General features: G+C 70.4%; 11 protein-coding genes. 9 read left to right on the top strand and 2 right to left on the bottom strand.

Annotation, left to right across the window (positions count from 1 at the left end; translation table 11 throughout):
* Positions 1–120 precede the first annotated feature (120 nt).
* Complete coding sequence (locus tag ACFV2J_RS25950; RefSeq protein WP_385097507.1) at positions 121–1518, top strand: glycoside hydrolase family 16 protein; 1398 nt, start codon at positions 121–123, stop codon at positions 1516–1518.
* A 99-nt stretch (positions 1519–1617) separates the two neighbouring features.
* On the opposite strand, the gene ACFV2J_RS25955 is transcribed toward ACFV2J_RS25950, so the two are convergent.
* Positions 1618–2526: a helix-turn-helix domain-containing protein gene (locus tag ACFV2J_RS25955; protein ID WP_385093920.1), complete on the bottom strand. Its 909-nt coding sequence runs from the start codon at positions 2524–2526 to the stop codon at positions 1618–1620.
* A gap of 146 nt (positions 2527–2672) precedes the next feature.
* On the opposite strand from ACFV2J_RS25955, the gene tkt reads away from it, so the two are divergent.
* From tkt to ACFV2J_RS25995, 8 genes are all read left to right on the top strand, one after another.
* Positions 2673–4772, top strand: a complete 2100-nt coding sequence (gene tkt / locus ACFV2J_RS25960) for a transketolase (protein ID WP_385093917.1) — start codon at positions 2673–2675, stop codon at positions 4770–4772.
* Positions 4773–4791: 19 nt separating this feature from the next.
* Positions 4792–5937 (top strand): transaldolase, encoded by a 1146-nt coding sequence (gene tal / locus ACFV2J_RS25965; RefSeq protein WP_385093914.1) that lies wholly within the window; start codon positions 4792–4794, stop codon positions 5935–5937.
* Entirely contained in the window at positions 5934–7595 is a 1662-nt protein-coding gene (zwf, locus tag ACFV2J_RS25970; protein ID WP_385093911.1) for a glucose-6-phosphate dehydrogenase, read from the top strand. Before tal ends, zwf begins: the two co-directional genes overlap by 4 nt.
* On the top strand, positions 7592–8527 hold the full coding sequence (opcA, locus tag ACFV2J_RS25975; RefSeq protein WP_385093908.1) for a glucose-6-phosphate dehydrogenase assembly protein OpcA: 936 nt from the start codon (positions 7592–7594) through the stop codon (positions 8525–8527). Before zwf ends, opcA begins: the two co-directional genes overlap by 4 nt.
* Positions 8520–10169: a glucose-6-phosphate isomerase gene (gene pgi, locus ACFV2J_RS25980; protein ID WP_385440882.1), complete on the top strand. Its 1650-nt coding sequence runs from the start codon at positions 8520–8522 to the stop codon at positions 10167–10169. The genes opcA and pgi overlap by 8 nt, the downstream gene beginning before the upstream one ends.
* A 14-nt stretch (positions 10170–10183) precedes the next feature.
* On the top strand, positions 10184–11062 hold the full coding sequence (gnd, locus tag ACFV2J_RS25985) for a phosphogluconate dehydrogenase (NAD(+)-dependent, decarboxylating) (protein ID WP_329529210.1): 879 nt from the start codon (positions 10184–10186) through the stop codon (positions 11060–11062).
* 8 nt (positions 11063–11070) lie between these two features.
* Positions 11071–11682 (top strand): histidine phosphatase family protein, encoded by a 612-nt coding sequence (locus ACFV2J_RS25990; protein ID WP_385097533.1) that lies wholly within the window; start codon positions 11071–11073, stop codon positions 11680–11682.
* An 81-nt stretch (positions 11683–11763) separates the two neighbouring features.
* On the top strand, positions 11764–12219 hold the full coding sequence (locus tag ACFV2J_RS25995; protein ID WP_359496697.1) for a TerB family tellurite resistance protein: 456 nt from the start codon (positions 11764–11766) through the stop codon (positions 12217–12219).
* A gap of 41 nt (positions 12220–12260) precedes the next feature.
* Here ACFV2J_RS25995 and ACFV2J_RS26000 read toward each other — a convergent pair whose 3' ends face one another.
* Complete coding sequence (locus ACFV2J_RS26000) at positions 12261–13223, bottom strand: hypothetical protein (RefSeq protein ID WP_385097537.1); 963 nt, start codon at positions 13221–13223, stop codon at positions 12261–12263.
* Positions 13224–13897: the final 674 nt, after the last annotated feature.

Consider the following 13897-nt stretch of genomic DNA (forward strand, 5'->3'; position numbering starts at 1 on the left):
CGTGTCGCGGGGTGTGTGGGGGGGGGGCCGGGCACCTGCGCCCGCCACGCCGACCCCCGCACCCCCCCCCCCCCCGCGGCCAGCACCCGCGCACCCCCACCCCGTACCTGAGAGGCACCCATGCGTGAACCCTCCGGCACCCTCGTCAGACGCGGCCCACTGCGGCGCACCCTGGTGGCCGTCCTCGGCACCCTGAGCCTGGTGGCCGCCGCCGCCGCGGCCGCCACCCTCCCCGCGAACGCCTCCGCTCCCACTCCCCCCTCCGGCTGGTCCCAGGTCTTCGTCGACGACTTCAACGGAGCCGCCGGGACCGGTGTCAACACCTCCAACTGGCAGTACGACACCGGGACCAGCTATCCCGGTGGCGCCGCCAACTGGGGCACGGGCGAGGTCGAGACGGTGACCTCCAGCACCAACAACGTCGCCCTGGACGGCAACGGCAACCTGCTGATCACCCCGCGCCGCGACGGCGCGGGCAACTGGACCTCGGGCCGCATCGAGACCACCCGCACCGACTTCCGGCCGCCGGCCGGCGGCAGACTGCGCGTGGAGTCACGGCTCCAGATGCCGAACGTGACCGGCGCCGCCGCCAAGGGCTACTGGCCCGCCTTCTGGGCACTGGGCGCGCCCTACCGCGGCAACTACCAGAACTGGCCGAGCGTCGGCGAGCTGGACATCATGGAGAACGTCCAGGGCCTCAACACCGAGTGGGCCACGATGCACTGCGGCACCAACCCGGGCGGCCCGTGCAACGAGACGAGCGGTATCGGCGGCAACACCCCCTGTGCCGGCACGACCTGCCAGGCCGGCTTCCACACGTACGCGATGGAGTGGGACAGGTCGACGAGTCCCGAGGAGATCCGCTTCTACCTCGACGGTGTCAACTTCCATACGGTGAAGGCGAACCAGGTGGACGCGACCACCTGGGCGAACGCCACCGACCACGGCTACTTCGTCATCCTGAACGTGGCGATGGGCGGCGGCTTCCCGGCCGCGTTCGGCGGCGGTCCCGACGCCGGCACGGTACCGGGCCACCCGCTGGTGGTGGACTACGTCCAGGTTCTACAGGCCGGTGGGGGCGGTACCACGCCGCCGCCGACCGGCAACCGCGACGCCTACAACACCATCCAGGCCGAGTCGCACGACAGCCAGTCCGGCACCATCGCCGAGACCACCACGGACACCGGCGGCGGCCAGGACATCGGCTCGGTGGCGAACGGTGACTGGGCGCTCTACAAGGGCGTCAACTTCGGCTCCTCGGCTGCCGGACAGTTCTACGCCCGGGTCGCGAGCGGTGCGGCGAGCGGCGTCAGCGGTCTGGTCGAGGTGCGCCTGGACAGCCGTACGAGCACGCCCGTCGGCAGCTTCGCCGTGGGCAACACCGGGGGCTGGCAGAGCTGGCGGACGGTCCCGGCCAACATCACCGGCGTCACCGGCACCCACGACGTCTATCTGACGTTCACCAGCGGCCAGCCCGCCGACTTCGTGAACGTCAACTGGTTCGACTTCGGCCACTGACGGCGGAGTCGGGCCGCGCACCGTGAACCGGTGCCGAGGGGGCGGGCCGCACGGCCCGCCCCCTCGGTCGGCCCGGCCCGGCTCCGGCCGCCCCCTCGGTCAGCTCAGTTCCGCCCGGAACACCACCGGGGTCGTCCCCGTGTGCTGCTGGAAGAACTTCGAGAAGTTCGCGGAGTCCGGGAAGCCCACGGCCACGCCGATGCGGCCGATCGGCATCTCGGTGTGCGCCAGCAGCCGCTTGGCCTCCAGGACCACCCGCCTGTCGATGAAGCCCTTGGGGGTCTGCCCGGTGGCGCCGCGCACCGCGCGCACCAGGGTGCGCCGGGAGTAGCCGAGGGCGTCGGCGTACGCGCTGACGCTGTGGTTGGTGGCGAAGTCCTTCTCCACCGCGTCCCGGAAGCGGGTGAAGGTGGTGTCGGCGCGCTCGCGGTCGGCCTCGGCGGAGCTCGCCGCGAGATGGGAGAGGCGGAGCAGGAACGCGGTGAGGGAGTGCCGCAGCACCGCGGTGTGCAGGCTGAGCGGCAGCGTGGTGGTGTCGACGTACTCGCGCTCCAGCTGGGCCAGCGCGTGTTCCAGGCCGGCGAGCCGTTCCGGGTCGGGGCGCAGTATGGGGGGCAGGTCGTAGCGGTAGAGGCCGGTCGCCTCGACGGTCGCCCGCGGCAGGAAGCCGGGCTGCATGGTCAGGACGGTGCCGCGGTAGCGGTCGGTGCGGGAGAAGCGGTGCACCTGGCCGGGCCGGATCCACAGGATGTCGCCCGCGGCGACCTCGTACTCGGCGAAGTCGATCATGTGCCGGACCGGACCCTCGTGGAACAGCATCACGACGTGGAAGTCGATGCGGTGCACCCGCTCCAGGGGCGCGTCCACGTGCCAGGTGTGGCCCGTCCCCATCGCGCCGATCTGCATGCCGACGCCGGAGAGGCTCAGGTCGGTGGGGAAGGGGAAGGTCCTGATCCCGTCCTGGGCCTCTTCGCCCCCGGCACCGCCTTGGGTGGTTCTGTCTGCCATGTCCTTCTCGCGTCGTCTCGGTGCGGCACTGCGTGTCCCACTTTCACCGAAGGCTGACACAGGGGCACCTTTCCCGGCAAAAGTCAGACTTTTAAGTTTGAACGCGTCCGAGCAGTTAAGACGCTTCCCACGAGGACTTCTTGAAGATGAGCGCGCAGCAGAGCACCCAGACCCCGGACCGCTCCCCCGGCGGTCTCGAGTGGACCGAACTCGACCGGCGTGCCGTCGACACCGCTCGTCTCCTGGCGGCGGACGCGGTGCAGCAGGTCGGGAACGGTCACCCCGGGACCGCGATGAGCCTGGCACCGGCCGCGTACACGATCTTTCAGAAGGTGATGCGGCACGACCCGGCCGACCCGGAGTGGACCGGCCGCGACCGCTTCGTCCTCTCCCCCGGCCACACCTCGCTGACCCTCTACACCCAGCTCTTCCTGTCCGGCTACGAACTGGACCTGGACGACCTGAAGGCGTTCCGCACCCACGGCTCGAAGACGCCGGGCCACCCCGAGTACGGGCACACCGCGGGTGTCGAGACGACGACCGGTCCGCTGGGCCAGGGTGTCGCCAACGCCGTGGGCATGGCGATGGCCGCCCGCTACGAGCGCGGTCTGTTCGACCCCGAGACCCCTCGGGGCGAGTCCCCCTTCGACCACACCATCTGGGCGATCGTCTCGGACGGCGACCTGGAGGAGGGCATCTCCGCCGAGGCCTCCTCGCTCGCGGGCCACCAGAAGCTCGGCAACCTCGTCTTCCTCTACGACGACAACCACATCTCCATCGAGGGCGACACCGCGACGGCCTTCTCCGAGGACGTCCTGGGCCGCTACGAGGCGTACGGCTGGCACGTGCAGCGGATCGAGCCCACCGCGGACGGCGACATCGACGTGCACGCGCTCCACACGGCGCTGCGGACGGCGCAGGCCGAGACCGGGCGCCCCTCGATCATCGCGATGCGCACGATCATCGCCTGGCCGGCCCCGAACGCGCAGAACACCGAGGCCTCCCACGGTTCCGCGCTCGGCGCCGACGAGATCGCCGCCACCAAGCGGGTGCTGGGCTTCGACCCCGAGCGGACCTTCCAGGTCGACGCCGACGTACTGGCGCACGCGCGCACCGCCCTCGACCGGGGCGCCGAGGCGCACGCCGCCTGGGACAAGCGGATCGCCGAGTGGCGCGCCGCACAGCCCGAGCGCGCGAAGCTCTTCGACCGCGTCGTCGCCGGCCAGCTGCCCGAGGGCTGGGAGAGCGCGCTGCCGGTCTTCGAGCCCGGGGCCTCCGTCGCGACCCGGGCCGCCTCGGGCAAGGTCCTGCAGGCGCTCGGCGGTGTGCTCCCCGAGCTGTGGGGCGGCTCGGCCGACCTGGCGGGCTCGAACAACACCACCATCGACAAGACCTCCTCGTTCCTGCCGGAGGGCAACCCGCTGCCGGAGGCCGACCCGTACGGCCGTACCGTCCACTTCGGCATCCGCGAGCACTCGATGGCCGCGGAGATGAACGGCATCGCGCTGCACGGCAACACCCGCATCTACGGGGGCACCTTCCTGGTCTTCTCCGACTACATGCGCAACGCCGTCCGGCTGTCCGCGCTGATGCAGCTGCCCGTCACCTATGTCTGGACGCATGACTCGATCGGGCTCGGCGAGGACGGCCCCACCCACCAGCCGGTCGAGCACCTCGCCTCGCTGCGCGCGATCCCCGGTCTGAACGTCGTGCGCCCTGCCGACGCCAACGAGACGACGGTCGCCTGGGCCGAGATCCTCCGCCGGCACGCCACGAACCCGGCCCCGCACGGACTCGCCCTCACCCGTCAGGGCGTGCCCACCTACGAGGTCAACGCCGAGGCCGCGAAGGGCGGTTACGTGCTGCGTGAGGCGTCCGCCGGAACGCCGGACGTGGTCCTCGTCGCCACCGGTTCCGAGGTGCACCTCGCGGTGGAGGCGCGCGAGCTGCTGGAGGCCGAGGGGGTCGGCACCCGGGTGGTGTCGATGCCGTCCGTCGAGTGGTTCGAGGAGCAGTCGGCCGAGTACCGGCAGAGCGTGCTTCCGCCGTCCGTGAAGGCCCGCGTGGCGGTCGAGGCGGGCATCGGCCTGACCTGGTACCGCTACGTCGGTGACCACGGACGCATTGTCTCGCTGGAGCACTTCGGTGCCTCCGCCGACGCCAAGACCCTGTTCGCCGAGTTCGGCTTCACCGCCGAGAACGTCGCCGCCGCCGCGCGGGAATCTCTCGCCGCCGCCCGCGGTTGATCCGATCGCACCAAGGAAGATGATCACTGTGACCGAAGCAACCGCGACCGCGGTAACCCTGAAGCGCCTCTCCGACGAAGGCGTCTCCATCTGGCTGGACGACCTCTCACGGCGGCGCATCGCGTCCGGCAACCTCGCCGAACTCGTCGAGACCAAGCACGTGGTGGGCGTCACCACCAACCCCTCCATCTTCCAGGCCGCCATCGGCTCCGGAGAGGGCTACGAGGAGCAGCTGGCCGAGCTCGCCGTGCGCGGCGTGACGGTCGACGAAGCCGTCCGGATGATGACCACGGCGGACGTCCGCGCCGCCGCCGACATCCTGCGCCCGGTGTACGACGCGACCGGCGGCCGTGACGGCCGGGTCTCGATCGAGGTCGACCCGCGCCTGGCCCACCACACCGCCGCGACCGTCGCCGAGGCCAAGCAGCTGGCCTGGCTGGTGGACCGCCCGAACGTGATGATCAAGATCCCGGCGACCGAGGCGGGCCTCCCGGCGATCACCGAGGTCGTCGGCCTCGGCATCAGCGTCAACGTCACGCTGATCTTCTCGCTGGAGCGCTACCGCCAGGTCATGGACGCCTACCTGGCCGGGCTGGAGAAGGCCCGGGCGGCCGGCGTCGACCTCGCCACCGTCCACTCCGTCGCCTCCTTCTTCGTCTCCCGCGTCGACAGCGAGATCGACAAGCGGCTGGCGAAGGTCGGCACGGACGAGGCGCTGGCCCTCAAGGGCAGGGCGGCGCTGGCCAACGCGCGTCTCGCGTACGAGGCCTACGAGGACGTCTTCGGCGCGGACCGCTGGACCGCCCTCGCCACGGCGGGCGCCAACAAGCAGCGCCCCCTGTGGGCCTCGACGGGCGTCAAGGACCCGGCGTACAAGGACACGCTGTACGTCGACGAGCTGGTCGCGCCGGGCACGGTCAACACCATGCCGGAGGCCACGCTCGACGCCACCGCCGACCACGGCGACATCCACGGCGACGCGGTGACCGGCGGCTACGCCCAGGCGCGCGCCGACCTCGCGGCCGTCGAGCGGCTCGGGATCTCGTACGACGAGGTCGTCCAGCAGCTGGAGGACGAGGGCGTCTCCAAGTTCGAGGCCGCGTGGGGCGATCTGCTCGACGCGGTGAAGGTCTCGCTGAGCGGAAAGGGAGTCGAGGGGGAATGACCAACAGTGAAGCGCTTCCCGACGGTGCCCCGCAGGATGCGGCCGCCACGCCGGAGGGATCCGGTGACCAGGCCGTGGAACCGCGCGCAGTGAGGCCCGCGCCCGCCGCGCCGAGGACCTCGTCCGAGCCCGGCGCGGACTGGGACAACCCGCTGCGTGACCCGCGTGACCGCCGTCTGCCGCACATCGCGGGCCCCTCCGGTCTCGTGATCTTCGGTGTCACCGGTGACCTCTCCCGCAAGAAGCTGATGCCGGCCGTGTACGACCTCGCCAACCGGGGTCTGCTGCCGCCGGGTTTCTCGCTCCTCGGGTTCGCCCGCCGCGAGTGGGAGGACCAGGACTTCGCGCAGGTGGTGCACGACTCGGTGCGCGAGCACGCGCGGACGGAGTTCCGTGAGGAGGTCTGGCAGCAGCTCGCCGAGGGCATGCGGTTCATCCCGGGCGACTTCGACGACGACGCCGCGTTCAAGCAGCTGCGCGACGCCGTGCAGGAGCTGGACGCCTCCCGGGGCACCAGCGGCAACTACGCCTTCTACCTCTCGGTCCCGCCGAAGTTCTTCCCCAAGGTCGTCCAGCAGCTGAAGAAGCACGGGCTGGCGGACGCGCCGGAGGGTTCCTGGCGGCGCGCGATCATCGAGAAGCCGTTCGGTCACGACCTGGCCAGCGCGCGGGAGCTGAACGCGATCGTGCACGAGGTGTTCGACCCGGAGCAGGTGTTCCGTATCGACCACTACCTCGGTAAGGAGACCGTCCAGAACATCCTGGCGCTCCGCTTCGCCAATCAGATGTACGAGCCGATCTGGAACCGGTCGTACGTCGACCACGTACAGATCACCATGGCCGAGGACATCGGCATCGGCGGCCGGGCCGGTTACTACGACGGCATCGGCTCGGCCCGGGACGTCATCCAGAACCATCTGCTCCAGCTGATGGCGCTGACCGCCATGGAGGAGCCCATCGCCTTCGACGTCGAGTCGCTGCTGACGGAGAAGCTGAAGGTCCTGAAGTCGGTCAGGCTCCCGGAGAACCTGGGCGAGCACACCGTGCGCGGACAGTACGCGGCGGCCTGGCAGGGCGGCGAGCGGGTACGCGGCTACCTGCAGGAGGACGGCATCGACCCCGGGTCGACGACCGACACCTACGCGGCCGTCAAGGTGGAGATCGACAACCGCCGCTGGGCGGGTGTCCCCTTCTACCTGAGGACGGGCAAGCGTCTGGGCCGGCGGGTGACCGAGATCGCGGTGGTCTTCCAGCGTGCGCCCCACTCACCGTTCGACTCGACGGCCACCGAGGAGCTGGGCCAGAACGCGATCGTCATCCGCGTCCAGCCCGACGAGGGCATGACGGTCCGCTTCGGTTCGAAGGTGCCGGGTACCTCCATGGAGATCCGGGACGTCTCGATGGACTTCGCCTACGGCGAGTCGTTCACCGAGTCCAGCCCGGAGGCGTACGAACGGCTGATCCTGGATGTCCTGCTCGGCGACGCCAATCTCTTCCCCCGTCCCCAGGAGGTGGAAGAGTCCTGGAAGATCCTCGACCCCATCGAGGAGCACTGGGAGACGCACGGCAAGCCCGCGCAGTACCCCTCGGGCAGCTGGGGTCCGAAGGAAGCCGACGAGATGCTCGCACGAGACGGACGGAGCTGGCGCAGGCCATGAAGATCGACCTGACCGACACCACGGCAAGCAAGATCAACAAGGCGCTCGTGCGGGGGCGCCGGGCCATCGGCACCCCCGCCGTGGGCATGGTCCTGACGATGGTCATCGTCACGGACGAGGAGAACGCCTACGACTCGATCAAGGCCGCCGAGGAAGCCTCCCGCGAACACCCCTCGCGCACCCTGGTCGTCATCAAGCGGCACGCCCGCACCCCGCGCGACCGCACCAACTCGCACCTCGACGCCGAGATCCGGGTGGGCGCCGACGCCGGCACCGGTGAGACGGTGGTCCTGCGGACCTACGGCGAGGTGTCCGACCACGCCGACTCCGTGGTGCTGCCGCTGCTGCTGCCCGACGCGCCCGTCGTCGTCTGGTGGCCGGTGAACGCGCCCAGCGTGCCCGCCAAGGACCCGCTGGGCGCCCTCGCCCAGCGCCGCATCACCGACATGTACGCCGTCGAGGCGCCGCTCGCGGCCCTGGACGCCAGGGTCTCCTCCTACGCGCCGGGCGACACCGACCTGGCCTGGACGCGGCTGACGCCGTGGCGTTCGATGCTGGCCGCCGCGCTCGACCAGGCCCGTACGAAGGTGACCTCGGCCGCCGTCGAGAGCGAGGCCGACAACCCGAGCGCCGAGCTGCTGGCCCGCTGGCTGGGCACACGGCTCGACGTCCCGGTCGAACGGGTCGTCACCGGCGGCCCCGTGGTCACCGCCGTACGGCTCGGCACGGCGGCCGGCGAGATCGTCATCGACCGCCCGGAGGGTCCGCTGGCCACGCTGACCCTGCCCGGACAGCCCCCGCGCACCCTCGCCCTGAAGGTACGCAGCACTTCCGAACTGATCGCCGAGGAACTGCGCCGCCTCGACGCGGACGAGATGTACGCCATCGCCCTGCGGGGCGAGGGCACCAAGGAGAACGCCCGTCATGCCTGACTCCCCCAAGCTCACGCGGCGTCCGGAGTGGGTGGCCCTGGAGGACCACCGCGCGGACGGCATGCTCCACACGCACCTGCGTGAACTGTTCGCCACCGACCCCGCCCGCGCCGAGCGCTATGTCGTGCAGGTGGGCGATCTGCGGATCGACTACTCCAAGCACCTGATCACGGACGAGACCCTCGCCCTGCTCCAGGAACTCGCCGTGGCGACGGGTGTGTTCGGTCTGCGGGACGCGATGTTCCGTGGTGAGAAGATCAATGCGACCGAGGGGCGTGCGGTCCTGCACACGGCGTTGCGTGCGCGGCGGGACGCGGTGGTCGAGGTGGACGGGGAGAACGTCGTCCCGGCCGTCCACGCGGTCCTCGACCGGATGGCCGCTTTCGCGGAGCGGGTGCGTTCGGGTGAGTGGACCGGTCATACCGGCAGGCGTATCAAGAACGTCGTGAACATCGGGATCGGTGGCTCCGACCTGGGCCCGGCGATGGCTCATGACGCGCTGCGTTCCTTCACCGACCGCGGTCTGACGGTGCGGTTCGTGTCGAACGTGGACGGCGCCGACCTCCACGAGGCGGTGCGTGACCTGGACCCGGCCGAGACGCTGTTCATCATCGCGTCGAAGACGTTCACCACGATCGAGACGATCACGAACGCGACGTCGGCGCGGTCCTGGCTGCTGTCGGGGCTGAAGGCCGGTCCGGAGGCGGTGGCCCGGCATTTCGTGGCGCTGTCGACGAATGCCGGGAAGGTCGCCGACTTCGGTATCGACACGGACAACATGTTCGAGTTCTGGGACTGGGTCGGCGGGCGCTACTCCTTCGACTCGGCGATCGGCCTGTCGCTGATGATCGCGATCGGTCCGGACCGGTTCCGGGAGACGCTGGAGGGCTTCCGCCTCGTCGACGAGCACTTCCGCACCGCGGCCCCCGAGTCCAACGCGCCGTTGCTGCTGGGCCTGCTGGGCATCTGGTACGGAAACTTCCACGACGCGCAGTCCCACGCCGTGCTGCCCTACTCGCACTACCTCAGCCGTTTCACCGCCTACCTCCAGCAGCTGGACATGGAGTCCAACGGCAAGTCCGTCGACCGGCAGGGCGAGCGGGTGGACTGGCAGACCGGACCGGTGGTGTGGGGCACCCCGGGCACCAACGGTCAGCACGCCTACTACCAGCTGATCCACCAGGGCACCAAGCTGATCCCGGCCGACTTCATCGGGTTCGCCAACCCGGTCGGTGAACTGGAGACGGGCCTGGCCGCCCAGCACGACCTGCTGATGGCGAACTTCTTCGCCCAGACCCAGGCGCTGGCGTTCGGCAAGACACCCCACGAGGTCCGTACCGAGGGCGTGCCCGAGGACCTCGTCGCCCACAAGACGTTCCAGGGCAACCATCCCACCACCACGATCCTCGCCCGCGAACTGACCCCCTCCGTCCTGGGCCAGCTCATCGCCCTCTACGAACACAAGGTCTTCGTCCAGGGCGCCGTCTGGGACATCGACTCCTTCGACCAATGGGGCGTCGAACTCGGCAAGGTCCTCGCCAAACGCGTCGAACCCGCCCTCACCGAAGGCACCGACGTACCCGGCCTCGACCCCTCCACCGCCGCCCTCGTGGCCGCGTACCGCTCTCTCCGGAAGAAGTGAACGACATGACCGCGATGCAACTGGGGCTCATCGGTCTCGGCAAGATGGGCGGCAACATGCGCGAGCGGATCCGCCGCGCAGGCCACACCGTCATCGGATACGACCGCAACCCGGAACTCGCCGACGTCCACAGCCTCGAAGAACTCGTGGGCGCGCTCGAAGCTCCGCGCGTGGTGTGGGTGATGGTGCCCGCCGGCGCCGCGACCCAGTCCACCGTCGACCAGCTCGGCGACCTGCTGGAGCCCGGCGACACCGTCGTCGACGGCGGCAACTCCCGCTGGACCGACGACGAGAAGCACGCCGAGGAACTGGCCGCCAAGGGCATCGGCTTCGTCGACGCCGGCGTCTCCGGCGGCGTCTGGGGCCTTCAGAACGGCTACGCGCTGATGGTCGGCGGCGACGCCGAGAACGTCGCACGCGTCCAGCCCGTCTTCGACGCGCTCAAGCCCGAGGGCGACGCCGGCTTCGTCCACGCCGGCAAGGTCGGCGCCGGCCACTTCTCCAAGATGGTCCACAACGGCATCGAGTACGCCATGATGCAGGCCTACGCCGAGGGCTGGGAGCTCCTGGAGAAGGTCCACTCCGTCACCGACGTACGCGAGGTCTTCCGCTCCTGGCAGGAAGGCACGGTCATCCGTTCCTGGCTGCTCGACCTCGCCGTCAACGCCCTCGACGACGACGAACACCTCGACAAACTGCGCGGCTACGCGGACGACTCCGGCGAGGGCCGCTGGACCGTCGAGGCGGCCATCGACAACGCGGTACCACTGCCCGCGATCACCGCGTCGCTGTTCGCCCGCTTCGCCTCCCGCCAGGACGACTCGCCGCAGATGAAGATGATCGCGGCACTGCGCAACCAGTTCGGCGGCCACGCCGTCGAGTCCGCGGAATAGGCCCGGTCATGGGCGACCTCATACTGGTCCGCCACGGCGAGACCGAGTGGACCCTGACGGGCCGGCACACCAGCTGGACCGATCTGCCGCTCACCCAGCACGGCGAGGAACAGGCCAAGTCCCTCGCACCGTTCTTCGCCGGGCAGTCCTTCGCGCAGGTGTTCACCAGCCCCCTCGGGCGGGCGGTCCGGACCGCGGAACTCGCGGGCCTGACCGGACTGGTGACCGACCCCGATCTGCACGAGTGGGACTACGGGAGCTACGAGGGGATCACCACCCGTGCGATCCACCGCACCCGGCCCGACTGGGTGCTGTGGGAGGACGGAGTGCCGCCCGGCCCCGACGGTCACCCCGGCGAGTCCCCGCAGGAGGTGGGGGAACGCGCGGACCGGGTCCTGTCCCGCGTGGACGCGGCGCTCGGCGACCACCCCGGCGACGTGGTCCTGGTGGCCCACGCGCACTTCCTGCGGGTCCTGACGGCCCGCCGGCTCGGGCTCCCCGCGGACGCCGGACGGCTGTTCCAGCTGTCGACGGGAACGGTCAGCCGGCTGTCCACCGAACACGGGCATCCGGTGATCGCCGAGTGGAACGCCACCGGAACTTCCACGCCGGTCCGCTAGTTTCTACGATGCTGTAGAAACCGAGGAGGTTTCCGGTCCGCCCGCGGGCGGACCGGACCTCTCCCAACGTATGGAGTTCTCATGGCCCTGTGGGACCGCATCAAGGAGTCCGCGTCGACGATGCAGACCCAGCTCGTGGCGAAGAAGAACGATCTCAAGAGCGGTGCCTTCCGCGACGCGAGCATGGCGATGTGCGCGCTCGTCGCCGCGGCGGACGGGTCGGTCGATCCGTCCGAGCGGCAGCGCGTCGCCCAGCTCATCGCCACGAACGAGGTGTTGCAGAACTTCGACGCCGACGATCTGCGCCGCCGCTTCGACGACAACCTGAACAAGCTGACCGCCGACTTCGCCTTCGGCAAGGTGAGCGTCCTCCAGGAGGTCGCCAAGGCCAAGAAGAAGCCCGCCGAGGCACGTGCCGTCATCCAGATCGGCATCGTGATCGGCGGCGCCGACGGCGACTTCGACAAGACCGAGCAGGCCGTGGTGCGGGAGGCGTGCTTCGCGCTCGACCTGCCGCCGCACGAGTTCGACCTGTAGTACCCGCGGTACCCCGTCGGATCAGGGGCGCGTGAAGTGGCTCAGGCGCCGCGCGACGAACGCTTGCGCCACTTCACGAACTCCTTCTCCGGATCGCCGGTGCAGGACCAGGGCGAGCGGCTGGCGCGCGGCCCGACCATCCGGAAGAGCGGACCCGCCAGGTCCGGGAGTCCGGCGTAACAGGCCGCGTGCGCCAGGTAGTTGAAGTGCCGCACCTCTTCGGGCGCGGGTGGCCCCTCGGAGCGGGCGATGAGCCAGCGCTGCCAGCTCCGCCGCACGTCGCCCACGGCTTCGTCGTGGTTCCAGTGCCGGTCGAACCCGGCGGGCGTGTCCCGTCTGCCGTTCGCCTCGTCCAGCGCGGCGCGGTACTCCTCCACGCGCGCGACCTGTAGCAGGACCGGCAGCGCGGAGCCCGACGGGGCGACGGCCGCCGCGTCCCGCGCGAAGTCGTACATCAGGCCGTGCGACCCGTGCCAGCGCGCCGAGTAGTAGTGCAGCACCTGGAGGTGCCCCTCCACGCTGTACGGATCACGGGCGTGCAACTCGTCCCACCAGCGCCCGAGTTCCTGACGGCGCACCCCGTCGGGATAGAGCCGGGCGACGGAGATGAGGCAGATCCAGGGCGTGGGGTCGTCCGGGTAGGCCTCGGCGCCCTGGAGGCACGCCATCACGGCCTGGTCGACCCGGCGCCGTTCGACCGGGGCGTCACCGCCCGCCGCACCGGCGAGGTGGAAGGCCCTGGCGACCTCGGTGGCGGCCCGCAGGACCAGGGCGTCACCGCCGCGGGGTTCGGCGGCCAGCCAGGCCTCGACCGAGGAGTTGTCCACGCAGGCCGCCGCCAGCAGCCGCATCCGATGACCGCGCACGGGCCACGCGGGGCCGGTGGCCCGCAACAGGTCGCGCAGGCTCTGCCAGCGTCCGACGGCGATGTCCTGGCGCGCGGAGCTGAGGAGCGTGTCCCCGCCGTCGGGGTCGAAATCGGGGGTGAAGCGGTCTCTCGCCATGCGGACTCTCTCAGAAGTCGGTGGGGAGACCTTCGTGGAGAAAGGACCGCTCGACCGCCGTCACCACCGTGTCGGACGAACCGAGGGCTCCGGATGGAAGAGCCCTCTGCCCCTGTCGTCGTTCATGGATGTGCTGCTTCGGTTGCCCGGCGGCCGCTGTTGTCGGCCGACGGTAGCTCCGCAGGAGGTGTTCCGCAGGTGGTGTGATGATAGCGGTGGTCCTTGGTGTTTCAATGTCAACTCGTCGGTAATATCTGCCTGCCAAGGGCGGCCGGCAGGAGGCGCGCAGCGGCGGTCGCAGGCCTCGGACGGAGAGCGGGCGCGAGCTCCGGGGATCATGGAGTTCTCCACGCTCGCCATGCAGGTTGACGTCCACCTGCTCGGGCAGCAGCGGCCCGGCCCGACCGCCTCCGTGCGACAGCGGGTCGGCGTCCTCGTCCAGCCCTGGTACGGCGGCCCGTGGGGTACCCGTATGGACACGACACCCGCCTCCACGTCATATGTGAGGGACACCACACCGGAAACTCGCACAACCCCCCGCCCCTCCCGAAGGTCTGGGTGGGGGGGGGGGGGGGGGGTGTGGCGAGATCACAACGACCACCCCCCCCCCCCGACCCAGACCAACACAACCAAAACAGACAACACAACCCACCCCCCACACACACACAACACAC

Source organism: Streptomyces sp. NPDC059668, from assembly GCF_042734135.1.
GTDB lineage: Bacteria > Actinomycetota > Actinomycetes > Streptomycetales > Streptomycetaceae > Streptomyces.